The sequence below is a fragment of the Cupriavidus sp. USMAHM13 genome, from assembly GCF_001854285.1.
Taxonomy (GTDB): Bacteria; Pseudomonadota; Gammaproteobacteria; order Burkholderiales; family Burkholderiaceae; genus Cupriavidus; species Cupriavidus malaysiensis.
Genome location: NZ_CP017752.1, coordinates 56,741 through 81,516, shown reverse-complemented (window position 1 = coordinate 81,516; position 24,776 = coordinate 56,741). Strand labels below are relative to the sequence as shown.

Sequence of the window (24,776 nt, the reverse complement as noted above, 5' to 3'; positions counted from 1 at the left end):
TATCTGGCGGTTCAATAGAACAATGCAAAGACAATGCGGCGTCGCCGGGGCAGCAAGGCGGGCGATAGCCGGACAAGGAGACACGGCATGACAAGTGGCACGGGCGGCGCGCGGCGCCGGGGGCGCCTGCGGCTGGCCAGGGCCCTGGGCCTGGCGGCCGGGGTGGCGGCAACGGCGTTCTGCATGGCGGGCGCGGGTGTGGCCCGGGCCGCCTATCCCGACCGGCCGATCCGCCTGATCGTGCCGGCCGCGGCCGGCGGCACCACCGACATCGCCGCGCGCCTGGTCGGCAAGCGCATGGCTGACCTGCTCGGCCAGCCGGTGGTGGTGGACAACCGCGCCGGCGGCGCCGGCATCATCGGCTCGCAGGCGCTCAAGCAGGCGCCGGCCGACGGTTACACGCTGATGATGGGCAATATCGGTCCCAATGCCATCAACTACGCGCTGTACCGCCAGTTGCCGTACAAGCCGGAAGACTTCGTGCCGATCACCCTGGTGGTGTCGGTGCCCAACGTGCTGGTGGTCAATCCCAAGGTGCCGGCGCACAACGTGGCCGAACTGGTGGCGCTGGCCAAGGCCAGCCCGGGCCGGCTCTCCTTCGGCTCCTCGGGCACCGGCCAGTCGGTGCACCTGTCGGGCGAGCTGTTCAAGAAGCGCGCCGGCATCGACATCATCCACGTGCCCTACAAGGGCGCCGCCCCGGCCGTGGCCGACCTGGTGGCGGGGCAGGTGACCATGATGGTCGACAACCTGCCCAGTTCGCTGCCGCAGATCCAGGCCGGCAAGCTGCGCGCGCTGGCCGTGACCAGCGCCGCGCGCCTGCCCGAGCTGGCCGAGGTGCCGACCATGAAGGAAGCCGGCTTCGACGACTTCCAGGTCACCGCCTGGTTCGGCCTGGTGGCGCGAGCCGGCACGCCCCCGGCGGTGATCGCGCAGCTGTACAAGGCCGCCGCCGCGGCGCTGGCCGACCCCGAGGTGAAGGCGCGCCTGGCCGACCTGGGCGGCCAGGCCGGCGGCGACACGCCCGAACACTTCGGCCGCTTCATCGACCAGGAGCGGCAGCGCTGGGCGCGCGTGGTCAAGGACACCGGCATTCCGCTGCAGTGACGGGCGGCCAGCGCATGGAGACGGCATGATCGACAAGACAGTGGATTCCCTGGACACCGCGGTGGCCGGGATCTCCGACGGCGCCACGGTGCTGGTCAGCGGCTTCGGCGGCTCGGGTATTCCCGGCGCGCTGCTCGACGCGCTGCTGGCCCAGGGCGCGCGTGAACTCACCATCGTCAACAACAACGCCGGCAACGGCGACACCGGCATCGCCGCGCTGATCCGCGCCGGCCGCGTGCGCAAGGTGATCTGCTCGCACCCGCGCTCGAACAATGCCGAGGCCTTCATCGAGGCCTACCGCGCCGGCAAGGTGGCGCTGGAGTGCGTGCCGCAGGGCACGCTGGTGGAGCGCATGCGCGCCGCCGGCGCCGGCCTGGGCCCCTTCTTCACGCCCACGGCCTACGGCACGGCGCTGGCCGAAGGCAAGGAAAGCCGCGTCATCGACGGCGTCGGCTACGTGCTGGAGCAGCCGCTGGGCGCTGACTTCGCCCTGGTCAAGGCGCACCGCGCCGACCGCTGGGGCAACCTGACCTACCGCTACGCGGGCCGCAATTTCGGCCCGGTGATGTGCACCGCCGCGCGCCATACCATCGTGCAGGTCGACGAGATCGTGCCGCTCGGCGAGATGCCGCCGCAGCAGGTGATGACGCCGGGCATCTTCGTGCAGGCCGTGGTGCTGGCCGCCTCGGGAGCTTGCCATGCCGCATGACGCCAAGCCGGACCTGTCCCGCCTGCCGCGCCTGAGCCGCGCCGCCATGGCTCGCCTCGTCGCCCACGATATTCCCGACGGCAGCGTCGTCAACCTCGGCATCGGCATGCCCACGCTGGTGTCGGACCAGCTTCCCGCCGACCGCGAGATCGTGCTGCACAGCGAGAACGGCATCCTCGGCATGGGCGCGGTGATCCGCGCGGGCGCGACCGACCCGGACCTGATCAATGCCAGCAAGGAGCCGATCGGCCTGCTGCCAGGCGCCTCGATCTCGGACCACGCGCTCTCCTTCACCATGATGCGTGGCGGCCACATCGACATCACGGTGCTGGGCGGCTTCCAGGTGTCCGCCAGCGGCGACCTGGCCAACTGGTCGACCGGCGAGCCCGATGCGATTCCCGCCGTGGGCGGTGCCATGGACCTGGTGGTGGGCGCCGCGCGCCTGTTCGTCATGATGGAGCACGTGACGCGCGACGGGCAGCCCAAGCTGGTCGAGCGCTGCAGCTACCCGCTGACCGGCCTCGGCGTGGTCGACCGCATCTATACCGACCTGGCCGTGATCGACGTCCGGCCCGGCGGCGGGCTGCTGGTGACCGGCCTGGCCGAAGGCGTGCCGTTCGCCGCGGTACAGGCGCTGAGCGCCGCGCCGCTGGCGCTGGCCGACGATTGCCGCGTGCTGCGGGCGCTTGCCTGAGCGGCCCGCGGCATCCAGTGGAAAGACGATGCCCGCGTGGAGCCGGCATCGGCAAGACAAGCAGGTCAGCGCGCGGCGGCAGCGCCGCGCAACCGGACCCGAACCCGTGTATTCGACAGGAGTGGAAGCAATGAGTGGACTGATGGCAGGCAAGGTGGCGCTGGTGACCGGCGCGGGCGGTGGCATCGGGCGCGGCATCGCGCTGGAACTGGCGGCGGCCGGCGCCAAGGTGGTGGTCAACGACCTGGGCGTGTCGCTGACCGGCGAGGGCGGCGACAAGGGCCCCGCCGAACGCGTGGTCGAGGAGATCCGCGCCGCTGGCGGCGAGGCCGTGGCCAATACCGACAGCGTGTCGAGCTGGAACGGCGCCAACGCCATCGTGCAGTGCGCGCTCGACAACTTCGGCCGCATCGATGCCGTGGTCAACAACGCCGGCAACCTGCGCGACCGCATGTTCTTCAAGATGAACGAGGAAGAGTGGCGCGCCGTGATCGACGTGCACCTGAACGGCACCTTCTTCGTCAGCCGTGCCGCCGCCAACTACTTCAAGGACCAGGAGAGCGGCGCCTACGTGCACATGACCTCGACCTCGGGCCTGATCGGCAACCTGGGCCAGGCCAACTACTCGGCGGCCAAGCTGGGCATCGCCGCGCTGTCGAAGTCGATCGCGCTGGACATGGCGCGCTTCAACGTGCGTTCGAACTGCATCGCGCCGTTCGCCTGGAGCCGCATGACCAGCTCGATCCCGTCGGAGACGCCGGAAGAGAAGGCGCGCGTGGCCAAGCTGCAGAAGATGGAAGCCGGCAAGGTGGCGCCGATGGCGGTGTTCCTGGCCAGCGACGCCGCGCGCGAGGTCAATGCGCAGATCTTCGCCGTGCGCGCCAACGAGATCATGCTGATGAGCCAGCCGCGCCCGGTGCGCTCGGTGCACCTGTCGGAAGGCTGGACCCCGGAGTCGATCGCCGAGATCGCGCTGCCGGCGATGCGCAACAGCTTCTTCAAGCTGGAGCGCTCGCCCGACGTGATCAACTGGGACCCGATCTGAGATGGCGCTCGACTACGCCCGCATCAAGCACTGGGCCTTCCCCGAGATCCGCCAGAGCTACGCCGCGAAGGACTCCATCTTCTACGCGCTGGGCCTGGGGCTGGGGGAGGACCCGGTCGACGCGCGCCAGCTCCGCTATGTGTACGAGGACGGCCTCAAGGCCTTCCCCACGCAGGCCGTGGTGCTGGCCTATCCCGGCTTCTGGATGCAGAACCCCGAGACCGGCATCGACTGGGTCAAGGTGGTGCACGGCGAGCAGCGCCTGCGCCTGCACCGGCCGCTGCCGGCGGCCGGCACCGTGCGCGCGCGCGCCCATGTCTCGCACGTGATCGACAAGGGCGCCGGCAAGGGCGCGCTGGTGATCACCGAGCGCACGCTGGTCGATGACGCCACCGGCGAGGCCCTGGCCACGCTGGCGCAGACCACGTTCTGCCGCGCCGACGGCGGCTTCGGCCAGGGCGATGCCCCGCCCGAGCCGCTGCCGGCCGTGCCGGAGCGCGCGCCGGACGCCGTGCGCGAGATCGCCATCCTGCCGCAGGCGGCGCTGCTGTATCGCCTGAACGCCGATCCCAACCCGCTCCATGCCGACCCGGCGGTGGCGCGCGCGGCCGGCTTCGAGCGCCCCATCCTGCATGGGCTGTGTACCTATGGCGTGGCCGCGCGGGCGCTGCTCGACGCCTTTGCCGGCGGCGACGGCGACCGCCTGGCCGAGCTGAACGTGCGCTTCTCGCGTCCGGTCTTTCCCGGCGAAACGCTGCAGGTGCGCATGTGGCGCGAGGCCGATGGCCGTGTGCGGTTCGACGCCCGCATCCCCGCGCGCGACGTGACTGTGCTCAGCCATGGCGTGGCGGAGTTGCGTCCATGAGCGCGGCCGACGGCAAGACTGCAGCGGCTGCGCCGTCCGCTGCCCCGTCCGCCGCTCCATCGACGGCGCGCGCGCTCGACGGCGTGCGCGTGCTCGACCTGTCGCGCATCCTGGCCGGCCCGTGGTGCGCGCAGAACCTGGCCGACCTCGGCGCCGAGGTGATCAAGGTGGAGCGCCCGCGCGTGGGCGACGACACCCGCTCCTGGGGCCCGCCCTGGCTGCCGGACGGCGAAGGCAATCCCTCCGGGGACGCCACCTACTACGCCGGCGCCAACCGCGGCAAGCGCTCGCTCACGCTGGACATCGCCAGCGCCGAGGGCCAGGCCATCGTGCGCGAACTCGCGGCGCGCTCGCACATCGTGCTGGAGAACTACAAGGTCGGCGACCTGAAGCGCTACGGGCTGGACTTCGACAGCCTCAAGGCCATCAATCCCGCCCTGGTCTACTGCTCGATCACCGGCTACGGGCAGCAGGGCCCGAGCGCGCACAAGCCCGGCTACGACTTCATCTTCCAGGGCCTGGGCGGGCTGATGAGCATCACCGGCGAGCGCGACGACCTGCCCGGCGGCGGCCCGCAGAAGGTCGGCGTGGCCGTGGTCGACATCTTCACCGGCATGTATGCCACGGTGGCGGTGCTGGGCGCGCTGCGGCATGCCGAGCGCACCGGCGAAGGCCAGCATCTCGACATCGCCCTGCTCGACGCGGCGGTCGCGGTGGGCGCCACGCCCATCATCGGCCAGCGCATCACCGGCAAGGTGCCCGGGCGCTTCGGCAATGCCCACGCCAATATGGTGCCCTACCACGTGTTCGCCACCGCCGACGGCTACATGATCGTGGCCGCCGGCAACGACGGGCAATGGCAGGCCTACTGCCGCGGCGTCGACCGGCCCGACCTGGCCGCCGACGAGCGCTTCCGCAGCGGCCCCGGCCGCCTGGTCAACCGCGACGCGCTGGTCCCCCTGCTGGAGGCCCATATGCGTACCCAACCCACCGCCTTCTGGGTGGAGGCGCTGGAGCGCGAGGGCATCCCGTGCGGGCCGATCAACGACTACGCGCAGGTGCTCGAAGACCCGCAGGTACGCCACCGCGAACTGCAGGTCGACCTGACGCGCAGCGACGGCGGCCTGTGCCCGACGGTCAAGAGCCCGCTGCGGCTGTCGGCCACGCCGGTGCGCTACGACGCGCCGCCGCCGCGCCTGGGCGAGCACACCGAGGCGGTACTGTCCGGCGTGCTGGGCAAGAGCCCGGAAGAGATCGCCGCGCTGCGCGAGCGTGGTGTGATCTGAGCGGAAGGCCGGCGCTGGAGGACGGTGGTCCGCGCCAGCGCCGGCCGTCCGCCGGGCCCCGGCCATGCGGAAGCTTGGCGGCCCCGAAGCCGAATTTTCGCACTCCTGTTTCCTCTCCCTCTCCCTAACATCGTGCCCAGCGCGGGCTTGCGCCGCGCGAGGATCCGCCTCGCGCGCGACACCGCGCGATACAAGGAGCACAAATGGATCGAAGAGCTTTTCTGGTGGCGGGCGGCCTGGCTCCGCTGGTGCTCGGCGGCTGCGTCACCTCGTCCCTTTACCAGGAAATCGAGCGTCCGGAGTATGAGAGCTACCGGGAGACCATCAGCCAGATCCTGGTCTCGCGCGATGGCAAGGCCATCGTCATCCTGGGCGACAAGTACCACTACATCTTCGACGCCGACAGCGATCTGCTGGCCGCCATCTCGTCCGATCTCCATCCGCGCCTGAAGGCGCGTTTCGGCCGTTTTGACGTGGACACGGAAGGCAAGATCCGCGGCAGCCTGTACCTGGGGCTGGACGACGCTGTGAGCGACGAAGCGCGCAGCCAGGCCGCCGCGCTCGGTTTCAAGGCCGGGGGGCAGGGCGACAAGCCGTCGCTCACGCGTGCCTACCACTTGAGCGGCACGCGCTATTCCGCGGCGAAGTTCGAGCTGCCCGGCGAGGCCAAGCAGCTCAACCAGGCCTACGAGGTCCACGTGAGTGCGGCGAAGTCCATCGGCGCCAAGAAGGCCCTGGTACTGCTGACCCCGGTCACGGTGGCGGCGGACGGCGTGCTGTCCCTGCTTTCGATTCCGCTGATACCGGTCGTCATCGGGTTGCTTGGCAGCAGAACCTGGCCCTGACACCGCCCGGCGTGCTGCTGCCGCCCGCATTCCCGCTCAAGCCGGCTCCAACTGCGTCAGCGCGGCCATGCGCACCGCGGCATTGGCCGCCCCGTAGCCGCGGTAGCCGTCGCGCTGCACGATCTCGAAGAAGAAGCGCTGCTGGAAGGGCGCCGTATAGGCGTGCAGGAAGTCGCCGTGCGCGTCGCGGTCGTAGAGCATGCCCAGGCGCTGCAGCCGTGCCAGCAGCGTGTCGTCGAGCGCGAGCCGGGCGGCCACGTCGTCGTAGTAGTTGGCGGGCACCGGCAGCATGCCGGCGCGCCGGCGGTCGATGGCCTGCACCGTGCCCTCGATCCCCGTGGAGCGGAAGGCGATGTGATGGACGCCCGCGCCGGCGTGGGCCTGCACGCAGCGCCCGGTGGTGGTCAGGCCGCTGTCGGACACATTGAGGGGGATACGCACCCGCCCGTCCGCGCTGACCATGGCGCGGCTGCGCACGAGACCGTAGGGGTCGGCGATTTCGTGCAGCGCCTCGGCCTGCATGCCGAACACTGTGCGGTAGAACAGCACGAAGCTGTCGAAGCGATGGGCCGGCAGCGCCTGCGCCAGGTGGTCGACGCCGGCCAGGCCGGCATGTCCGCTGTCCGCGTTGGCAGTGTCCGCCACAGGGACGGCGCCCGTACGGGTCCAGTCCGCCAGCGCGAAATCGCTTTCGTAGATGCTGCGCTCGTCGCCATGGTCGTCGATCAGGTGGAACAGCATGCCGTCGGGCGCGCGCAGCGCCGGGATGGTGCGCTCGCCGGGCCCGGTGGGCTCGCGCCACTCCGGGCAGCGCAGCGCGCGGGCGCGCGCCATGGCGCGGCCGGCGTCGTCGACCTTGAGGCCGATCGCGCATACCGAGGGGCCGTGCTGGGCGAAATGCCCGGCGGCGGCGGTATCTGGCTCGGCGTTCAGGATCAGGTTGACGTCGCCTTGCCGGTACAGCTCGACCGCCTTGCTGCGATGCCGGCCCGCATGGGCGAAGCCCAGCGCCTGCAGCCGTTGCGCCAGCGCCTGGCCGGCGGCGGCATCGACGGCGAATTCGAGGAAGTCGACGCCGGCCAGCGCGGGCGGCGCGGGCAGCGCGGCGCCGCCCGCCTCGGATTCCAGCCAGATCAGCGAGCGCAGCCCGTCCTCGGCGGTCAGCCGTGCCGGGGCGGCGCGGAAGCCGTCGTTGAAGACCTCCAGCGAGAGCGGCCCGGCATAGCCGGCGCGCAGCACGGCGTTGGTGAAAGCGGTCACCGGCAGTTCGCCCTGGCCGGGAAAGTTGCGGTAGTGGCGGCTCCACGACAGCACGTCCATCGACAGGCGCGGCGCATCGGCGAGCTGGACGAAGAAGAGCTTGTCGGCCGGTACCGCGTCGAGACCGTCGAGGGTGTCGCCGAGCGCGAGCGTATGGAAGCTGTCCAGCACCAGCCCCAGCGCCGGATGGTCGGCCTGCCGCACGATCTGCCAGGCCTCGCGCCAGCGGCGCGTGTGACGGCCCCAGGCGAGTGCCTCGAAGCCCACGCGCAGGCCGCGCCGGGCGGCGGCCTCGGCCATCCGGCGCAGGTCGTCGGCAGCGCGCGCAGGATCGTCACTGGCGGCCTCCTGCACATTGCTGCACACCAGCACCATGCCGGCGCCGAGCTGCTCCATGACGTCGAACTTGCGCTCGGCGCGCGCCAGGTTGCGCGCGAACTGCTCGCGCGGCATGGCCTCGAAGTCGCGCAGCGGCTGGTAGAGGAAGACCTGCAGGCCCAGCCCGGCCGCGATCCCGCGCACTTCGGCCGGGGAGCCGCCGAAGTGCAGCAGGTCGTTCTCGAAGATCTCCACGCCATCGAAGCCGGCGGCCGCGGCGGCCTCCAGCTTTTCCGGCAGCGTGCCGGAGAGGGAAACGGTGGCGATGGATTTGGGCAGGGGGCGGGATGCGGTGGTCATGGCGGTCAGCTGGGGAAACAGGGGTGGCAGGTTCAGCAGGGGCGGCAGGTTCAGCAGGGGCGGCAGGTTCAGCAGGGGCGGCAGGGGCAGCGAAGGGGGTCAACAAAGGCTGGGTCACGCGCCGAAGATTAGGAAACATCCCTGCGGCCAACAATCACCATTCGCGCCTTGGCGTGCGACAATCGCTCGTTAATGAGCGGCATTCGCTCTTTACCAGGGTTAACCACATGGACAAGGAACCGTTGAACCGGCGCGACTGGATCGCCGGGCTGGAGAAGGGGCTTGCCATCCTCGAAGCCTTCGACAACGACCATCCGCGCCTCACGCCCACGCAGGCGGCGCAGCTCACCGGCCTCACGCGCACGGCCGCGCGGCGCTACCTGCTGACGCTGGAGCACCTGGGCTACACCACCAGCGACGGCACGCTGTTCAGCCTGACGCCGCGCGTGCTCAAGGTGGGCTGGTCCTATTTCGATTCGGCGCGCCTGCCACGCACGGTGCAGCCCTTCCTGCAGCAGATCACCGCGCAGCTCGGCGAGGCCGCCTACCTGAGCGTGCTCGATGGCTGGGAGCTGGTCTTCATCGCCCGCACCAGCGCCAGCCGTGTGATGAGCACCGGTTTCGTGCTGGGCGCGCGGGTGCCGGCGCCGCTCGGCTCGGCCGGCGTGATGATGCTGGCCTCGCGGCCGGAGGAAGCGGTGCGCGAGTGGCTGGAGAGCTGCGTGCTCGCCCCCTACACGCCTTACACCATCATGCAGAGCGACCGTCTGCTGGAGGAGATCCGCAAGGCTGGCCAGCGGGGCTATGCCATGCTGGAGCAGCAGTTGCAGACCGGCGTGCGCGGCATCGCGGTGCCGCTGCGGGATCGCCACGGCAAGGTGATCGCCGCGCTGTCGGTCAATATGCCGATCGGGGACGAGACCGCCGAGCAGGCGCTGGAGCGCGTGCTGCAGGTGATGCAGGACACGGCGCTGCTGATCATGCGGGTACTCTAGCCGGGGCCACCGGTCCGCCGCGCCGGGCCCCCTCCGGGGGCGCGGCGGCATCCGTCTATTTTCCGTTGATTCCCGGCGACTTCCCCTCTTGCGCGGCCACGCCCGCGAGCTGCGCCAGCGCGGCGATCGCCAGGCCGTAGCCCTGGACTCCCAGCCCCGCCATCACGGCCCGCGCTACCGGGGAGACCCAGGAGTGGTGGCGGAAGGCCTCGCGGGCGTGCACATTGCTGATGTGGTACTCGATCACCGGCAGCGCGGTGCCGCGGATGGCATCGTGCAGGGCGATCGACGTATGCGTGAACGCGCCGGCATTGAGCACGACCCCGATCCCTTCGCCTTGCGCGTACAAGCGGCCCGCTTCGTGGATCCAGTCGATCAGCACGCCTTCGTGGTTGCTCTGCCGGCACGCTGCGCGCAGGCCGAAGCGTTGCGCGGCATCCTGGCAGATGCGCTCGACGTCGGCCAGCGACTCGCTGCCATATACCGCCGGCTCGCGCGAGCCGAGCAGGTTGAGGTTGGGACCGTTCAGCACCAGCACCGATGGCATGGCATCTCCTGATTCAGATGAAACGACGATAGAAGGTGCGGCGCGCCGTCAGAACTTGTGGCGCATGCCTGCCATCACGCCCAGGCGGGTGCCGTTGCCATAGGTATTGCCGCTGTTGGCGAAGGCCGGCGCGCTGTTGAGGGCGATCCACTGGCCCTGCAGGTTGGTGTAGTCCACTTCCAGGTAGACGTCGGTGCGCTTGCTGAAGCTGTACATCAGCATGCCGGCGGTGGTGAGCCGCTTGCCGCCCTGGCCAGCATGGCGCAGCCAGTCGTACTGCACGGTGCCGATCAGGGCCAGCGCATCGTTCAGGTTGTAGCGCGCGCCGGCGTAGGCGGCCTGGTTGCGGTAGTCGGCCACGTCGAGCCGGTTGTTGGTGTAGCCCAGGTAGTACTGCGCGCGCGCGGCCTTCCAGGTGCCGCCCAGGCCCCACACGGTCTGCTTGCTGGCCAGCGCGGCCGGCACCGCGCCGAAGTAGGCGCTGGTGACGTTCTGCGTCTGCTGGTAGACCGCGCCCACCTCGAAGGGGCCGGAGCCGTAGACCAGCGAGCCGGCCGCGGCCGAGCCGGTCTTCAGGCTGCCCGGCACCTCGCCGAAGGTATAGGCCGCCGCCGCCTGCAGCCCGCCGAAGGACTTGATGTACTTGATGGTGTTGTCGTAGCGCAGGCCGGTGTAGTTGCCGCCCTGGTAGCCGACGATGGAGTTGTTGGCGAAGGCCATGGCCTCGTAGGAGGACAGCACCTCGTGCGCCAGCGTGTACTGGCGGCCCAGCGCCAGCTTGCCGTAGCCGCCCTCCAGGCCGACCGCCGCGGTGCGGCCGAACAGGCGGCCGCCCTGCTGGCTGCCGCCGGTGTCGGGGAAGAAGCCGGATTCGAGGATGAACCAGGCCTTGGTGCCGCCGCCGAGGTCTTCGCTGCCGCGCACGCCCCAGCGGCTGCCGGTCAGCGCGCCGTCGCCGAGCTGGGTGCGGCTGTTGCCGGCGGCGTCCTCGTGGGTGCTGTAGCGGACAGCCGTGTCGATCAGGCCGTAGAGGGTCACGCCGCCGGCAGTCTGGGCGGCCGCGGGCACGCTGCCCGCGCCCAGCGCGAGCAGCGCCATCATCGTCTTCTTCATGCTTGGTGTCTCGGAGTCTTGTGGTGTGATCGGTGGGGCGGTGGTGCGGGGCGTCAGGCGGCGCCGGCCACCTTGCGCGGGGCGAGGATGAACAGCCAGGCCAGCGCGATGAAGTAGGCGCAGGGGATCATGGTGAAGAGCACCGTGTAGTTGTCGTGCGTGGCGGTGAGCACGTAGCCGACCAGCTGGGTCATGAACATGCCGCCGATGGCGCCGATCATGCCGCCGAAGCCGAACACCGAGCTGATCACGTGCTTGGGCGTGTAATCCATCACCAGGCTCCAGATATTGGCGGTCCAGGCCTGGTGAGCGCCGATCGCGACCGAGATCGCGGCCACCGCCATCCACAGGCTGCTGGCGCCGGCGGCCATGACGATGGAAGTGATGCACAGGGCGAAGGCCAGCATCGACAGCAGGCGTGCGCGCACCGCCGGCATGCCGCGGGCGATCAGCCAGGAGGAGAGCGCGCCGCCGCCGACGCTGCCGATGTCGGCGCACAGGTAGATGACGATCAGCGGGATGCCCATCTGGGTGACGCTGATGCCGAGGTGGTACTGCTGGTTGAGGAAGGGCGGCAGCCAGTACAGGTAGAACCAGAACACCGGCGCGGTGATGGCGTAGGCCAGCGCGAAGGCCCAGGTGCCGCGCATGCGCAGGATGCGCGAGTAGGGAATGCGCTGCGGGGCGGGCTCGATGTCGCGCGTGACGTGGGCCAGCTCGGCCTGGCTGACCGTGGGGTGCTCGTCGGGGTTGTGGTAGCGCACCAGCCACAGCACCAGCCACAGGGCGCCGAAGGAGGCGATGACGAGGAAGGCGGCCTGCCAGCCCCACGCCTCCAGGATCAGCGGCAGCATCAGCGGCGTCAGCATGGCGCCGACATTGGTGCCGGCGTTGAAGATGCCAGTGGCGATGGCGCGCTCACCCGCCGGGAACCACAGGCGCGTGGTCTTGACGCAGGCCGGGTAATTGGCTGCCTCGGACAGGCCGAGGAAGAAGCGGCAGATCATGAAGCCCACCGCGGAGGCCGCGAAGGCATGCGCGCCGCAGGCGATGCTCCACAGCAGCACCGCCAGCGCGAAGGCCCGCTTGACGCCGACCATGTCGATGAAGCGGCCTTGCAGCGCGAAGCCGATGGCATAGCCGACCTGGAACCAGAAGTTGATGTTGGCGTAGTCCTGCGCGGTCCAGGCCATGGCCTTGGCCAGAACCGGCTGCAGCACGCCCAGCGCGGCGCGGTCGATGTAGTTCAGCGTGGTCGCGAAGAACACCAGGGCGAGCATGCCCCAGCGCACCTTGCCGGCGGCGAAGGCCGCGCGGATCTTGCCGCCGAGCGAGGCGCCCGGGGTGGCCGCCATGGGCAGCTCCTTGTGTGTCGTGGTCATTCGATTGTCTCCACCAGTAGATGAGAATGGCTGGCCGGCGTGCCTTTGTCACGTGCGCATGGCAACGCTCGGCGGGGTTTCTTGGGGGCGATTGGGGCGATTGGGGCGATTGGGGGGGCGGGGGCGCCCTCAATAGCGGATGCGGGACACCGCGCGCAGCGCGTCGGGCGTGGCGGTACCGAATCCGAAGAACTCCAGGTAGGCCGGGATCATCTCGAACAGCATGTCGGTGCCGACCTGGACGGTGCAGCCGCGCGCCAGGGCGGCGGCCAGGAACGGGGTGACCTCGGCGCGCATCACGACCTCGCCGACGATCGCCGCCGGTGCGATGCGCGTGACGTCGAAGGGCAGCGGATCGTCGGCGCGCATGCCGAGCGGAGTGGCGTTGACGATGATGTCGAAGCCGTGCGGATCGCCGCAGCCGGTGCGCACGGCCAGGCCCGGATAGTGCTCGGTGAGGCGCAGGCCAAGCGCCTCGGCGACGGCCGGGCGTGTATCGGACAGGGCCAGTTCGGTCACGCCCTCGGCGGCCAGCGAAGCAGCGATGGCGCTGCCCACGCCGCCGCAGCCCGAGATGATGGCGCGCGCGCCGGCGAGCCGGGCGCCCTTGCGGCGCAGGCCGCGCACGAAGCCGGCGCCGTCGAACTGGTCGCCCAGCAGGGTGCCGTCGGCGCGCCGCAGCACGGCATTGCAGGCGCCCGCGATGCGCGCGGTCGGGGTCAGCTCGTCGACCAGTTCGACCGTGGCCACCTTGTGCGGCATGGTGACCAGCGCGCCGCGCAGGTTGCTGAGCCGGAACAGCGCGCGGAACACGTCCGGGTAGTCATCCGGCCGCACCCCCAGCGGGACCACCACGGCGTCGATGCCCTGCTGTTCGAACCAGGGGTTGTAGATCATCGGCGCCTTGAAGGACTCGGTGGGATAGCCGAGATGCGCGATGACGGTGGTCTTGCCATTGATCATGATGTGCGGGAATCCGGAAGCGGCGTGCCGGCTGCTGTCGAGGTGCCGGCCGCGGGTTGGGTTGCGACGACCGGAGATTAGTGGCCGGCCGCGGGTCAGCCAAGCAACTCAAGGGGCACATTGCGCGATCATCGTACGAAGATGCGCGATGATGATTCGCAGTACGGGTTTCCACGAGGTGGGCCGGATGGCCTCGCCGCGGCGGCAGGGCAGACGCGCGTTGCTAAGATGCGGAGCGTCGCCGCCCGCCACGGGCGAACCCCGCCATCCCCCCGACGCCACCGCACAGGAACCATGACGATGCACCCCGCACAGGCCGCTTCCGCGCGCGTCGACGCGCCCCAGCACTGGGACAACCCGCTCGGCATCCAGGGCTATGAATTCGTGGAGTTCGCCGCGCCCGATCCCGCCGCGCTGGGCCGCACGCTGGAGCGCTTCGGCTTTGCCGCGATCGCCCGCCACCGGCACAAGGCCGTGACCTTGTACCGCCAGGGCGAGATGAATTTCATCCTTGACGCCGAGCCCGGCTCGTTCGCGGCCCGCTATGCCGGCGAGTACGGCTTGTCGATCTGCGCGCTCGGCCTGCGCGTGGACGATGCCGCCGGCGCTTTCGCCCGCGCGCTGGATGCCGGCGCGTGGCCCTTCGAGGGCGGCGCGATCGGGCCGATGGAACTCAATATCCCCGCCATCCAGGGTATCGGCCAGTCGGTGCTGTACTTCATCGACCGCTGGCGCGGCAAGGAAGGGCAAGCGGGCGATGTCGGCGATATCTCGATCTACGACGTGGACTTCCGCTCCCTGCCGCGTCAGTCCCGCGCGCCGGGCGCGGGACTGACGCGCGTGGACCACCTGACCCAGGCGGTCGAGCCCGGGCACCTGGCGGAATGGCTGGAGTTCTATCGCAAGGTGCTGGGCTTCCGCGCAGTGGGCGCGGCCGACGGCACCGGCCCGGCACATGCCCTGGTCTCGCCCTGCGGCGGCATCCGCATCCCGCTCTATGAGAAGGGCACCGAGCGCCATGACCAGATGCGCGGCTACCTGTCCGAGCAGCACGGCGAAGGCATCCAGCACATCGCGCTGGCCACCGGCGACATCCTGGCCAGCGCGGCCGCGCTGGCGCAAGGCGGGGTCGAGTTCGTGCAGCCGCCGGCGGCCTACTACGATACCGTGGACGCGCGCCTGCCGGGCCATGGCCTCGACCTGGCGGCCTTGCGCCGCTACGGCATCCTGGCCGACGGCGCATCGCACGCGGACGGCAGCCCGGACCGCTTGCTGCAGGCCTTCGCCAGGCGCGAGGCCGGTGAGTTCTTTTTCGAGATCGTGCAGCGCGACGGACGCGCGCAAGGCTTCGGCGAGGGCAACCTGCCGGTGCTGGCGGCGCTGGCCGGGCGCTGAACGCAGCCAGCACCGGGCGGCGCGTGCGTCAGCCTGACACGGCCTGCATCACGCGGCGCAGGCCCGCCTTGCCTTCGAAGCCGATGCCCGGCAGGTCCGGCAGGGTGCCGTTGCCGTAGCGCCCGGTGGCCTCGCTGGGGACCTGGCGCAGCATCGCTGCATCCTCCACCGGCTGAACGAAGATGCTCCCGCCGTCTGGCGCTTCCGCCAGCGCGGGCGCAATGAAGTGGTGAAGGTCTAGGGCATGCTGTCGCGCATCGATGGCCGAACGATGGCGGCATCGTGCCCGGCTGGGCGCTGGTTGTCGCGCGGGTTGTCACGGCATCCTGATCCGCGTTGGCGAGCGTGTCGATGCCGCATCGCATCATCGCGCGCGCCGGGAACCTCATCGATCTTCGCGCGTCGCAGGCCGCGCGGGAAAGCGGGTTTCTCCCTATGTTCTCCTCATGCGACTTGCGAGAGTCTAGCTGCACGGATGCGCACAAACAGCTGTCCGCGCCGTGCAGGTGTACCGTCAGCGTGTGGTGCTAAATCGCGGAGGTGAACATGGAAGCCAGCAAAAAGGTAGTCCGCAATCGCCAAGTCGGGTTTGCCCTGTTGTTCTTGTGCGCCTTCTCGACTTACCTGAATGTCGGCCTGATCGCTGTGGGCCTGCTCAATATCTCCGATCTCGTGTGGGTGCCGTCCGAAGTGCTGGGCGCGATCGCACTGGTCACCGGGCTGGCGGGTGGTTTCTACCTGAGCCGCCGTTCGGTGAACCTGCATCTCCCTGCGATGGCTTGAGGCGCTGAAGCGCTGAGTCGGTAGGCGCTGAGTCAACGCCGCGCGGCGCGGGGCAGCAGCCCGGCACCGCGCGCCGCCGCCACGCACCGGCTTGCCGCGCCGCGGCCTGCGCCGGTGTGCGGCGAGGCCGGAGCCCCAGGCGGCGGCCCGTTCTTCCTGTCCTGTCCCTGCCTCTTCGCTTGTCCGCGGCCCTCGCGGGAGACGCCGGGCGTCTCTGCCCGGCTCGAGCGCTCTTGTCGCTGATCGCCTTACTTCTTGCCGCGCTGGCCTGACGCATCGCCGCCCGCGCCGTTGACCGGCTCGCGCGACGCCGCGGGTGCAGTCGCCTGCGCCACCGCATCGAGGATTTCCGCCGTGCGCATCAGCGCATCGCCACGCTTCGCGAGCCGGCCCATGGCGGCATCGAATGCCCCCGACAGCGTGGGGCCGCGCCCCAGCACGACTTCCACGCCGGTGACGAAGTCCGCGCGCCGCAGCAGCACCCATTCGATCTCGTAGCCCTGGTCGACGCGCCGGCTGACGCAGGTGGCGAACGCATCGTGCACCTCGGCCCAGAGCAGGCGCCGCTGGTCTTCGGCAGACCACCCCCAGAATGCCTCTGCCACTGATTCCATTGCCGGCTGTCGATCCTTGGGCAAGGCGCGCCGCCATCGCGGTGCGCAGAAGAAAAATGGCGGCGCCGGTGCGCCGCCAGATCCAGGTGGATACAGCGAGTCGGGTACCTCGCCGGCACGCGAAGTCAGGCGTGCTACGGCACAAATTTATGGGCAGGCCCGGCTTGGCGTTACCCGCCGATTGTGGGGAGCCTGAGGCGGGCATGCCGGCGCCCGGCGCACCTTGGCAGGGTTTTTGTCGCGCTGCGTCATGGCCGGCGCGAAGGGATGCATCACGACCCGCGGGTGGCAGCGCGCCGGGGAAGCCCGCGGCCTGCAGGACGGCGCGCCGGCCCGCATCTAGAAGACGTGCTTGACCCCGGCCATCGCGCCGAACTGCCTGGCGCCGGCAACAGGATTGGTGCCGGCCTGCCCGCTGTTGACGGAGAGCGCGAGATCGCCACCGTTGACGATATAGCCGAGCGTGCCGTAGGCGGCAGTGCGCTTGGTGAAGGCATAGGTGGCGCGGCTGGCGAACAGCCAGACCTTGTTCGGGCTGTGGTGGAAGCGCTGGTAGAAGGCTTCGGCTTCGAGCGTCAGCGCCGCGGTGACGGGATAGGCAGCGCCGCCGTAGAAGAGATCGCTGCGCGGCGCGGTGGGGCTTGCCTGGTTGTCGCGCCGCAGCCAGCCGCCGCCGATCTTGGCCTTGCCCAGCATCACGAAGCCGTTGACCGACAGGCGGTCATCGCGCAGCGCGCTGCGCGTGAGGCCGGCGAAGGCACCCGGGCCGCCGCGCAGCGAATCGTAGGCGACCGCGAGGCTCCAGGCCGCGGCGTCGTACTTCAGCATGGCCGACCACTCGCGGCAGGCGCGGGTATCGGCGGGATTCTCGCCCGCGCAGTTGGTGCCGGCCGGGCTCGGGCCGGCGTTCACGGTGTCGCGGCCGAAGCTGTAGGTCGCGCCCACCGTGAAGCTGCCGAAGGTGCCCTTGTAGGACACCGCGTTGTCGGCGCGCGTATTGGGAATGTAGCTGTCGATCGAGCCGGAACCGAAGATGTTGGGGCCGAGGATGTCGGGCTCCGCCATGGCCCAGAACAGCATGGTGTACTGGCGGCCCAGCGCCACCTGTCCCCAGCCGCCGGCGAGGCCGACCAGCGCCTGCCGGCCGAACAGGCGCCCGCCCTGGTTGGCCGTGCCGCTGTCCGCGGCGAAGCCCGATTCGAGCCAGAAGATGGCCTTGTTGCCGCCGCCGATGTCCTCGCTGCCGCGCAGTCCCCAGCGCGAGGGCACGGTGCCGGTGATGTTCGGCATCAGGGCGGCGCTGTCACGGTTTGCACCGATGCCGTTGACGTAGGCGATGCCGGTGTCGACGACGCCGTACAGGGTGACGCTGTCCTGCGCCTGCGCGAAGGCAGGCAGCGCGGCCGCGCAGGCGGCCGCGAGCATGGGGAACTTCATGGATGTCTCCTCTCGGTGGTGCTCGATCAGTCGAGCCGGGAATGACGTGGGTGGTGTGGGTGGCGGGGATGGCAGGGATGGCGGCTTTGACCGGGATGGCGTTCGCAGGCCTGCCGGCGGCCGATGGGCCGGGCGGGGCTACTGCACGTCCAGCAGGATCTTTCCCGCCAGGTCGCCGCGCTCCAGCGCGGCGTGGGCTTCGCCGGCCTGCGCCAGCGGCAGGCGCAAGGCGATCTGCGGCCGGATCCTGGTGCCGACCACCGGCCAGGCCCGCGCCAGCAGCCAGCGGGCGATTTCCGCCTTCTCGGCGTCCGGCAGCGGGCGCAGCAGGGAGCCTGTCACCACCGCCTCCTTGCGCATCAGTTCGCGCAGCGGCAAGGCGATATCGGCGTTGCCGCCCGGCGCCAGGTGCACCACGCGGCCGCGGCGTGCGAGGGCCGCCACGTTGCGGCGGCCGTAGTCCGGGCCCGCCATGTCCAGGATCACGTCGACACCGCGGCCGCCGGTCGCGGCCAGCACGGCCTGTTCGAAGGCGGTCTCGCGGTAGTTGAAGGCCTGCGCCGCGCCGAGCGCCTCGGCCATGGCGCATTTCGCGTCGCTGCCGCAGGTCGTGTAGACGCGATGGCCGAGCCAGCTCAGCAACTGGATCGCCAGCGTGCCGACGCCGCTGGTGCCGCCATGGATCAGCACGGACTCGCCGGGTGCCAGCCTGGCCACGTTGAAGAAGTTGTGCACGGTGGTGAAGAGCGCCTCGGGCAGGGCGGCCGCATCGCGCAGGGACATTGCCGCCGGCACCGGCAGCACCTGTCCGGCATCGGCCAGCGCGTATTGCGCATAGCCGCCGCCATCGACCAGGGCGCAGACTTCGTCACCGGCCGCCACGCCGGCCACCTGCGCGCCGGTGCGCACGACCACGCCGGAGACTTCCAGCCCGGGGACGGGACGATGGGACGGGTCCGGTCCGCGCCGGCGCTGGTTGATATCGTGGCGGTTCACGCCGGCGCAGGCCACGCGGATCAGCACCTCGCCGGGGCCGCACGCGGGCACCGGCAAGGTGGCGGGAAGCAGGACCTCGGGGCCGCCGGCGGCGCTGATCAGGATGCCGGTCTGCTGTGCCGGCACGGTATCGGGAAAAGGCATGGCTATCTCTTTGGCGGGAGTGGGTAAGGCAGGCGAAGGGGGGGGCGACATCGCCCGGCGTTAGGCCAGGCCGACGGGATCGGCCTGGCTGGCCGCGGCCCGGCCGCTGCGCGCCAGCAGCAGCACGAACACCGCCGCGACCGCCAGCACGCCCCCGTACAGGCGATAGAGTTGCGCCGGGGTCCAGCCGAAGGTCAGCATGTAACCGGTCCAGACCGGCACCAGCACCGATACCGCGCGCCCGAAGCCGAGCATCAGGCCGACCGCGGTGCCGCGCACGAAGGCCGGGTAGAGGGACGGGCTGACCGCGTAGAAGGCCGCCACGCCGCCACTGGCGCACAGCCCGACCAGCATCGACAGCGGTACCGCCACGTCGAGCTGCCGGAAGCAGGCGGCGTAGAGCGAGAAGACCGCCGCGCCGGCGAGCAGGATCAGGGCCGTGACCAGCAAGGGGGGCAAGCGAAGCGACAGCGCGGCGAACACCAGCGCACCCGCCACGCCGCCGATCATGATCAGCATGCCGACGTGCACGCCCAGCGCGGCATCGCCGCTGGCGTCGGCGATCAGCTTGGCGGTCCAGGTATTGGCGAAGTAGAAGGCGGCGATCAGGCCGGCGTAGCCCAGCCACAGGCAGGCGGTACGGCGCAGCATGGCCTGGCCGAAGATGGCGCGCAGGGCCGCGGCAACGGCCGGGCCGTCCCCCCTGCGTGCCGGCGCGGGCAGTTCGCGCGCCGGCGCATAGCCGAGCCAGGCGGCGATCCTGTTGTATTTTTCCAGGGCGCGGCGGGGGCGGCGCTCGATCAGGTATTCGACCGATTCCGGCAGCAGCGGAAACACGATCGCGGCCATGGCGAGGGTGAGCAGCCCGCCGCAGGCAAGCGGGCCGCGCCAGCCGAAGTGGGCCACCAACGGCGCGATGGCGCTGCCCGCCAGCGCGGAGCCCAGCGGCAGCCCGATGCCGTACAGGCCCATCACCACGCCGCGGCGCTTCTCCGAGCTGTATTCGGAGACCAGTACATTGATGCTGGCGATGACGCCACCGATGAACAGCCCGGCAAAGGCGCGGCACATGATCAGTTCGTCGAGCCGTTGCGCGCTGGCCGACAGCAGCATGCCGCCGCTGATCAGCAGCAGGCACAGCAGGATGTGCGCGCGCCGGCCGATGCGGTCGGCCAGCGGCGAGATCACCACCGCGCCGATCGCCATGCCGAGCACGCTGGCGCTGAGCAGGTAGCCGACCTCGACCGGGCCCAGCCCCCAGGCCTTCGCCAGATGGGGCATGACGAAGGGCATGACGATGATTTCGTAGCCGTCGATCATGGTCAGCATGATGCAGATGGCCACGACGGCGATCTGCGGCCATCGCATCGGACGGTCGTGGATGGCTTGGCGGATGTCCATGGTGTTGTCTCCTCGGATCCTCGGATCCTCGTTGTTCTCGGTGTTGTTGTTGTGCGTTCTTGTCGCGCGTCTTCGCGCGCTGGCGCCCGCCCCGTGGGGGCGAGCGCTTCCCCGCGCCGGTCGATCGCGTCGGCAGCCCGCTGGCGCGGACCTTCGGCTCGGGGGGGGCCGCCGCCTGCGGGCGGCAGGCTTATTCGGCGCGCACCGGGTTGCGCAGCACGCCCAGCTTGCTCACTTCGACCTCGACCACGTCGCCGTCCTTCATGAAGACCGGCGGATTGCGCTTGGCGCCGACGCCGCCCGGGGTGCCGGTGACGATCACGTCGCCGGGAGCGAGCGTGACGAAGCTGGAGCAGTAGGCGATCAGCGTGGGGATGGAGAAAATCAGCATGTCCGTGGTGGCGTGCTGCATGACCTGGCCGTTGAGGCGCGTCTCGAGCGTCAGCACCTCGTTCTCGCCGATCTCGTCGCGCGTGACCAGCGCCGGACCGAAGGCGCCGGTGGACTGGAAGTTCTTGCCGGGCCCCCATTGCGAGGTGTGCAACTGCCAGTCACGGATGCTGCCATCGTTGTAGCAGGCGAAGCCGGCGATGTGCGCGTAGGCCTTGTCCTCGGCGATGCGGCGGCCGCCCTTGCCGATCACCACGGCGATCTCGCCTTCATAGTCGAGGCGTTCCGATTCCGGCGGCAGCACGATGGCTTGCTCGTGGCCGGTCTGCGAGGCGGCCACGCGCAGGAAGATCGTCGGGCGCTCGGTGCGCTGCTTCCTGGTTTCCTGCACGTGCTCGTCGTAGTTGAGGCCGGCGCACAGGATCTTGTCGGGGTCGGCCACCACCGGGCGGAAGGCGTCGATCTCGGCCAGGGCGAAGTCGGCCGGCGACCTGGCTGCCAGTTCCTGGATGGCATCGAGGCCGGACTGGCGCAGGGCGGCGCCGAGCTCGGCCAGGCCGAGACGCGCGCCCAGGTCGACCACGCCCTCGTTGACGACGGCGCCGAAGCTGTTGGCGCCCTGGCGGGAAAAGCTGATGAGTTTCATCTGGATATCTCCGGTTGCGGATAGGTGATTGCGGTTCGTAATTGCGGATCGTGATGCTCGGGACGCGAAGCCCGGGCGGCAGGCCAGGGCGATGAGAGGGTTTGCGGGGGCGGCGGCGGTGGGGGAGGCCGTGCGGGCTGTCAGGGCCGTCAGGCGGCGAGCGCCTGCGCGTCCGGGCGCAGGGCCTGCCCCAGGCTTGCCAGCAGGGCCTGCAGGCCAGGCAGGTCCGCTGCCGCGCCGTAGACGTAGCGGTCAGGGCGGATCACCAGCGCAGCGGCCTGCAGCGCATCCAGGCACGCCTGCACGGGCGCGCTGCCGTCGGTGATGACGGCGAGCGGATAGGGCAGCCGCTGCTGCAGGGCCGCCGCGGTATCGGCTGGCAGCAGGCCAGGCCTGGCCAGCACGGCGAAGGACTGCGCCGCGGCGCAGTCGAGGCGCTGTCCGTCGGCCAGCAGGGGCTGGGCGGCAACCGTGCCGCTGGCCGGCTGCGCCAGGCGCAGCGCGCTCGGGCCGAGGCGCGGGCTGAGGCTGCGCAGCAGGCGCGGCGCCGATGCCAGGGTGCGGTCGCGTTCGGCGACTTCGTCCGGGTCGCGGGCCTGGATGATACGGCCCAGCTCGACGGCCAGCCGGATGTATTCGCCGACGTGGGGCGCGCGTTCCTCCTGGTAGCTGTCGAGCAGCGTCTCCGGAGCGCCATGGCGCAGGACCGCGGCGAGCTTCCAGGCCAGGTTGGCGGCATCGCGCAGGCCGGCGCACAGGCCCTGCCCGAGGAAGGGCGGCGTCTGGTGCGCGGAGTCGCCTGCCAGCAGCAGCCGGCCGTGGCGCCAGCGCTGCGCCACCAGCGCGTGGAAGGTGTAGACCGTGGCGCGTTCGAGGTCGGCATCCTCCGGCGTCATCCAGCGCGAGATCAGCGACCAGACCGTCTCCGGCCGCGCCATCTCGGCGGCGTCCTCGCCCGCATGCAGCATGATCTCGAAGCGGCGGCGCTCGCCCACGCCGCGTACGTAGGTGGCGGGGCGGGCCGGATCGCAGAACTGCACGCTGTGGTCGCCCAGCACCGACCAGGGGCGCTTGAGCAGCGCGTCGAACACCAGCCACCGCTCATGCAGGCCCAGGTCCTCCATCTCGCTGCCGATCAGCCGGCGCACCAGCGAGCGGGCGCCATCGGCGCCGATCACGTAGGCCGCCTCGATCGCCGCGAGCCTGCCGCAGCGCAGGTCTTCGTACCGGACCGTGGCACGCTCGGCGGCCGCTTCGATCGCGTAGACCTCGCAGCGCAGGTGGACCGTGGCCCCCGGCTGTGCGGCGAGGCGGGCGCGCAGGATGCGTTCCAGGTCCGGCTGGTGGAAGCGATAGCTCGCATGCCAGCCCTGCGCGCCGACCTCCGGCGGCCGGGGCCAATCCACCAGCAGCTGCCCGCCGGCATTGAGGAACTTCATGCCGGGCGACACATGGCAGGCGGCGCCGACTTCCCCGGCGACGCCGATCGCGTCGAACACCCGCATGCATTCGGCGTCGAAGTGCACCGCCCGGGGCAGCGCATAGGGGGTTGCTTCGCGCTCCAGCACCGCGACCGACAGCCCATAGGCGGCCAGCAGGTTGGCTAGCGTGGCGCCGACCGGGCCCAGCCCGATGACTGCGACATCAAACATCATGCACCGTCTCCGTATTCGTATACTATCACAATACGATAACAATACACAATTGATACGAATGAAGTCAATGTAAACGTGCTAAAGTATCAATATACGATTCCAAAGGAGATCATTGATGCGCCCGGGACTGAGTTTCAGCCATGTCGGCCTCTATGTCAGGGAGCTGGCGGCCATGACCCGCTTCTATACGGAGCTGCTCGAATTCACCATCACGGACTCCGGCCAGTTGAGCGGACCGCATGGTCCGGTGGAGCTGGTGTTCCTCAGCCGCGACCCGGACGAGCACCACCAGATCGTGCTGGCCACCGGACGGCCGGAGCACATCGATTTCAACGTCATCAACCAGGTCTCGCTGCGGGCCGACAGCCTCGCCACGCTGAAGGCGCTGTACGGGCGCCTGGCGGCGGCCGGCGCGACGGACATCCAGCCGATCACGCACGGCAACGCCGTCTCGGTCTATGCGCGCGACCCCGAGGGCAACCGTCTCGAACTGTTTGTCGATACGCCGTGGTACGTCAGCCAGCCGATGCGGGTGCCGCTGGACTTCTCGCTGGACGACGGCGTGCTGATGGAGGTGGTGGAGAAGCACGCGCGAGCGCTGCCGGGATTCGAGCCGCGGGCGGCCTGGCGGGCGCGCATGGCCGCGAAGATGGGCGTGGCCTGACCTGGGTGGCGGAGGGCGCAGGGGCAGCGGGGGCGCCAGGCGCTTTCGCTACAATGCGGGCTGTTCCCGGGCGGGCCTGCCCCCGCCCGCCGTCCTGTCCTCCGGCACCGCTTCCATGTCCAGCTCCTCCAAGATGCTCTCGATCCTCGACCTCTTCTCGGTCGAGAGTCCGGTGTGGTCATCGGATGCCATCTGCGGGGTGATCGGTTGCTCGGCGCCGACCGGCTATCGCTACCTGCGCGAACTGGTGGAAGCCGGCCTGCTGTCCCGCCTGGGCAACGGCAGCTATACGCTGGGGCCGAGGGTCATGACGCTGGACTACCAGCTGCGCACGGTCGACCCGTTCTTCCGCATCGGGCAGCCCCTGATGCGCGAGTTGTCGGAGCAGACCGGCTGCGATTGCGTGATGACGCGCATCTTCGACGAGGAGATCGTCGACACCCACCGCGAAAGCGCCGGCGGCGGCCTGGATCTCGCCTATGGCAGGGGCCGTCCGCGTCCGCTCTTCAAGGGGGCCGCGCCCAAGGTCATCCTGGCGACGCAGACACGGCCGCGGCTTGCGCGGCTGTTCGAAAAGCATGCCGCCGAGATCCGCGAGGCGGGCATGGGGACGGACTTCGAGGCGTTCTGGCGCGGCATGCAAGCGATCCGCAAGGCCGGCTACTACGTATCGCGCGGCGAACTGGAACCGCAGATGAGCTCGCTCGGGGTTCCGCTGTTCGCCTCCGGTGCCCAGGCCATCGGCGCCTTGGGGCTGGTGGCGCCGCTCAGCCGCTTCGAATTCATGGATCAGGCCAAGCTGCTGGAGCGCCTGCAGGCGACGGCGCAGAAGATATCCGGCACCGTCGCCGAGCAGGCGGTGAGCGACCAGGCGGACGGCTAGGCGCATCCGGCCAGGCGAACGGCCTGGCGCGGCGCGTGCGCCAGGTGCCGATGGCCGCCGCCATCCTCGGCGAATGCTTCGGCAGTCCCTGCTGGCACGCCGCCTTCGCCGACTTCGTGGTGCAGGCGAAAGGCAGCTGCATGGCCGTGTCAGGACCGCGCGTGCTGGAAATCGCTACGGGCGAGAAGGTGATCCGGCAGATGAGCCAGGCCCACGGCGAAGCCATCGAGGCCTTCCGCCTGCAGACGATCTGAGGGCGGAAGGTCTTGCCCGGGGCGC

Annotated in this window: 25 protein-coding genes; 13 read left to right on the top strand and 12 right to left on the bottom strand. The window is 70.3% G+C overall.

Annotated elements, in window-relative coordinates; all coding sequences use genetic code 11:
- Positions 1-87: 87 nt before the first annotated feature.
- The 7 genes from BKK81_RS18845 to BKK81_RS18815 all read left to right on the top strand — a co-directional run bounded on the left by BKK81_RS18845 (position 88) and on the right by BKK81_RS18815 (position 6,551).
- Positions 88-1,107 (top strand): tripartite tricarboxylate transporter substrate binding protein, encoded by a 1,020-nt coding sequence (locus tag BKK81_RS18845; RefSeq protein WP_083384250.1) that lies wholly within the window; start codon positions 88-90, stop codon positions 1,105-1,107.
- A 25-nt stretch (positions 1,108-1,132) separates the two neighbouring features.
- Positions 1,133-1,816, top strand: a complete 684-nt coding sequence (locus BKK81_RS18840; protein ID WP_071016740.1) for a 3-oxoacid CoA-transferase subunit A — start codon at positions 1,133-1,135, stop codon at positions 1,814-1,816.
- A complete protein-coding gene (locus BKK81_RS18835) occupies positions 1,806-2,510 on the top strand; it encodes a 3-oxoacid CoA-transferase subunit B (protein ID WP_071016739.1) in 705 nt (234 codons plus the stop codon). Before BKK81_RS18840 ends, BKK81_RS18835 begins: the two co-directional genes overlap by 11 nt.
- A gap of 130 nt (positions 2,511-2,640) precedes the next feature.
- On the top strand, positions 2,641-3,555 hold the full coding sequence (locus tag BKK81_RS18830; protein WP_071016737.1) for an SDR family NAD(P)-dependent oxidoreductase: 915 nt from the start codon (positions 2,641-2,643) through the stop codon (positions 3,553-3,555).
- A 1-nt stretch (position 3,556) separates the two neighbouring features.
- A complete protein-coding gene (locus tag BKK81_RS18825; protein WP_071016735.1) occupies positions 3,557-4,420 on the top strand; it encodes a MaoC/PaaZ C-terminal domain-containing protein in 864 nt (287 codons plus the stop codon).
- Positions 4,417-5,706: a CaiB/BaiF CoA transferase family protein gene (locus tag BKK81_RS18820; RefSeq protein ID WP_083384249.1), complete on the top strand. Its 1,290-nt coding sequence runs from the start codon at positions 4,417-4,419 to the stop codon at positions 5,704-5,706. The genes BKK81_RS18825 and BKK81_RS18820 overlap by 4 nt, the downstream gene beginning before the upstream one ends.
- A 203-nt stretch (positions 5,707-5,909) precedes the next feature.
- Positions 5,910-6,551: a hypothetical protein gene (locus tag BKK81_RS18815; RefSeq protein ID WP_156811389.1), complete on the top strand. Its 642-nt coding sequence runs from the start codon at positions 5,910-5,912 to the stop codon at positions 6,549-6,551.
- A gap of 36 nt (positions 6,552-6,587) precedes the next feature.
- On the opposite strand, the gene BKK81_RS18810 is transcribed toward BKK81_RS18815, so the two are convergent.
- The gene (locus BKK81_RS18810; protein WP_071016731.1) at positions 6,588-8,489 is read right to left on the bottom strand and encodes a bifunctional sugar phosphate isomerase/epimerase/4-hydroxyphenylpyruvate dioxygenase family protein; all 1,902 of its coding nucleotides are present in this window, start codon (positions 8,487-8,489) and stop codon (positions 6,588-6,590) included.
- A gap of 227 nt (positions 8,490-8,716) precedes the next feature.
- Between BKK81_RS18810 and BKK81_RS18805 the strand changes: the two genes are divergently transcribed.
- Entirely contained in the window at positions 8,717-9,484 is a 768-nt protein-coding gene (locus BKK81_RS18805; protein WP_071016729.1) for an IclR family transcriptional regulator domain-containing protein, read from the top strand.
- Between the two features lie 55 nt (positions 9,485-9,539).
- On the opposite strand, the gene aroQ is transcribed toward BKK81_RS18805, so the two are convergent.
- The 4 genes from aroQ to BKK81_RS18785 form a co-directional block, all read right to left on the bottom strand.
- Positions 9,540-10,031 carry a type II 3-dehydroquinate dehydratase gene (gene aroQ / locus BKK81_RS18800; protein ID WP_071016727.1) on the bottom strand — a complete coding sequence of 164 codons (492 nt, stop codon included), beginning with the start codon at positions 10,029-10,031 and terminating at the stop codon, positions 9,540-9,542.
- A gap of 48 nt (positions 10,032-10,079) precedes the next feature.
- A complete protein-coding gene (locus tag BKK81_RS18795) occupies positions 10,080-11,144 on the bottom strand; it encodes a porin (RefSeq protein ID WP_071016725.1) in 1,065 nt (354 codons plus the stop codon).
- A gap of 53 nt (positions 11,145-11,197) precedes the next feature.
- Positions 11,198-12,526 carry an MFS transporter gene (locus tag BKK81_RS18790; protein WP_071016723.1) on the bottom strand — a complete coding sequence of 443 codons (1,329 nt, stop codon included), beginning with the start codon at positions 12,524-12,526 and terminating at the stop codon, positions 11,198-11,200.
- A 129-nt stretch (positions 12,527-12,655) separates the two neighbouring features.
- A complete protein-coding gene (locus tag BKK81_RS18785) occupies positions 12,656-13,489 on the bottom strand; it encodes a shikimate dehydrogenase family protein (RefSeq protein WP_071016721.1) in 834 nt (277 codons plus the stop codon).
- Positions 13,490-13,789: 300 nt separating this feature from the next.
- On the opposite strand from BKK81_RS18785, the gene BKK81_RS18780 reads away from it, so the two are divergent.
- Positions 13,790-14,884 carry a 4-hydroxyphenylpyruvate dioxygenase family protein gene (locus BKK81_RS18780; RefSeq protein WP_071016719.1) on the top strand — a complete coding sequence of 365 codons (1,095 nt, stop codon included), beginning with the start codon at positions 13,790-13,792 and terminating at the stop codon, positions 14,882-14,884.
- Between the two features lie 28 nt (positions 14,885-14,912).
- Here the strand turns inward: BKK81_RS18780 and BKK81_RS36780 are convergent, their stop codons facing one another.
- On the bottom strand, positions 14,913-15,038 hold the full coding sequence (locus BKK81_RS36780; RefSeq protein WP_257786835.1) for a hypothetical protein: 126 nt from the start codon (positions 15,036-15,038) through the stop codon (positions 14,913-14,915).
- A 392-nt stretch (positions 15,039-15,430) separates the two neighbouring features.
- Here BKK81_RS36780 and BKK81_RS18775 point away from each other — a divergent pair, with 392 nt between their 5' ends.
- Positions 15,431-15,667: a hypothetical protein gene (locus BKK81_RS18775; protein WP_071016718.1), complete on the top strand. Its 237-nt coding sequence runs from the start codon at positions 15,431-15,433 to the stop codon at positions 15,665-15,667.
- Positions 15,668-15,915: 248 nt separating this feature from the next.
- On the opposite strand, the gene BKK81_RS18770 is transcribed toward BKK81_RS18775, so the two are convergent.
- The 6 genes from BKK81_RS18770 to mhpA form a co-directional block, all read right to left on the bottom strand.
- Positions 15,916-16,281 (bottom strand): hypothetical protein, encoded by a 366-nt coding sequence (locus BKK81_RS18770; protein WP_071016716.1) that lies wholly within the window; start codon positions 16,279-16,281, stop codon positions 15,916-15,918.
- A gap of 339 nt (positions 16,282-16,620) precedes the next feature.
- On the bottom strand, positions 16,621-17,718 hold the full coding sequence (locus tag BKK81_RS18765) for a porin (RefSeq protein ID WP_071016714.1): 1,098 nt from the start codon (positions 17,716-17,718) through the stop codon (positions 16,621-16,623).
- Positions 17,719-17,856: 138 nt separating this feature from the next.
- A complete protein-coding gene (locus BKK81_RS18760; RefSeq protein ID WP_071016712.1) occupies positions 17,857-18,858 on the bottom strand; it encodes an NAD(P)H-quinone oxidoreductase in 1,002 nt (333 codons plus the stop codon).
- 60 nt (positions 18,859-18,918) lie between these two features.
- Entirely contained in the window at positions 18,919-20,259 is a 1,341-nt protein-coding gene (locus BKK81_RS18755; protein ID WP_071016710.1) for an MFS transporter, read from the bottom strand.
- 190 nt (positions 20,260-20,449) lie between these two features.
- Complete coding sequence (locus tag BKK81_RS18750; protein ID WP_071016708.1) at positions 20,450-21,295, bottom strand: fumarylacetoacetate hydrolase family protein; 846 nt, start codon at positions 21,293-21,295, stop codon at positions 20,450-20,452.
- A gap of 149 nt (positions 21,296-21,444) precedes the next feature.
- Entirely contained in the window at positions 21,445-22,947 is a 1,503-nt protein-coding gene (gene mhpA, locus BKK81_RS18745; RefSeq protein WP_071021790.1) for a bifunctional 3-(3-hydroxy-phenyl)propionate/3-hydroxycinnamic acid hydroxylase MhpA, read from the bottom strand.
- 118 nt (positions 22,948-23,065) lie between these two features.
- On the opposite strand from mhpA, the gene BKK81_RS18740 reads away from it, so the two are divergent.
- From BKK81_RS18740 to BKK81_RS18730, 3 genes are all read left to right on the top strand, one after another.
- A complete protein-coding gene (locus tag BKK81_RS18740; protein WP_071016705.1) occupies positions 23,066-23,614 on the top strand; it encodes a VOC family protein in 549 nt (182 codons plus the stop codon).
- 115 nt (positions 23,615-23,729) lie between these two features.
- Positions 23,730-24,497 carry an IclR family transcriptional regulator gene (locus BKK81_RS18735; RefSeq protein ID WP_071016703.1) on the top strand — a complete coding sequence of 256 codons (768 nt, stop codon included), beginning with the start codon at positions 23,730-23,732 and terminating at the stop codon, positions 24,495-24,497.
- Between the two features lie 35 nt (positions 24,498-24,532).
- Positions 24,533-24,751 (top strand): carboxyl transferase domain-containing protein, encoded by a 219-nt coding sequence (locus BKK81_RS18730; RefSeq protein ID WP_197524017.1) that lies wholly within the window; start codon positions 24,533-24,535, stop codon positions 24,749-24,751.
- Positions 24,752-24,776 lie beyond the last annotated feature (25 nt).